Origin of the sequence: Pseudomonas sp. 51_B (assembly GCF_017491595.1) — a bacterium.
GTDB lineage: Bacteria > Pseudomonadota > Gammaproteobacteria > Pseudomonadales > Pseudomonadaceae > Aquipseudomonas > Aquipseudomonas promysalinigenes.
On sequence record NZ_JAFGYW010000461.1, the window covers coordinates 1 to 433 of the forward strand.

The 433-nt window shown below is 63.3% G+C and carries 1 pseudogene; it reads right to left on the reverse strand.

The features are described 5' to 3' along the window. A pseudogene (locus tag J5M56_RS25725) lies at window positions 1–433 on the reverse strand (50S rRNA methyltransferase); the annotation flags it as partial.

Genomic DNA, 433 nt, shown 5'->3' on the forward strand with positions numbered 1-433 from the left:
GCTTTCAGGCGTGGCGATCAGCAGTCGGGCTTTCTTCACGGCCAGCGACGCCTGCACCGGGCCAATGTAGCGCTCCAGCAAGTCGCCGGCAGCGCGCGGCAGATGCTTGACCATGGCGGCGGCGATCACTTGCGCGCCGGGAGCGAGTTGTCCTTGCAGGCGGATCAGCTGTTCTTCCAACAGCGCCAGCGTCTTGGGAACGCGGATCAGCACCCGATCAAACGGCCCGACCAAGGGCTCACTGGCCGGAATCGGACGAATCGCGTCGAACGCCTGACCATTGCGCAGCAAATTCTTTTCCAGCCCGACGAAACCCAGGAACGAGTCGCCGCTGCTGCTTACCTCGACCTTGTCCAACAGACTGATCGCCAAGGCGCCAAAGCTGTCATTGAGCACCAGCACGCGGGTGCTGCTCGCAGGTTGTTCGCTGGCG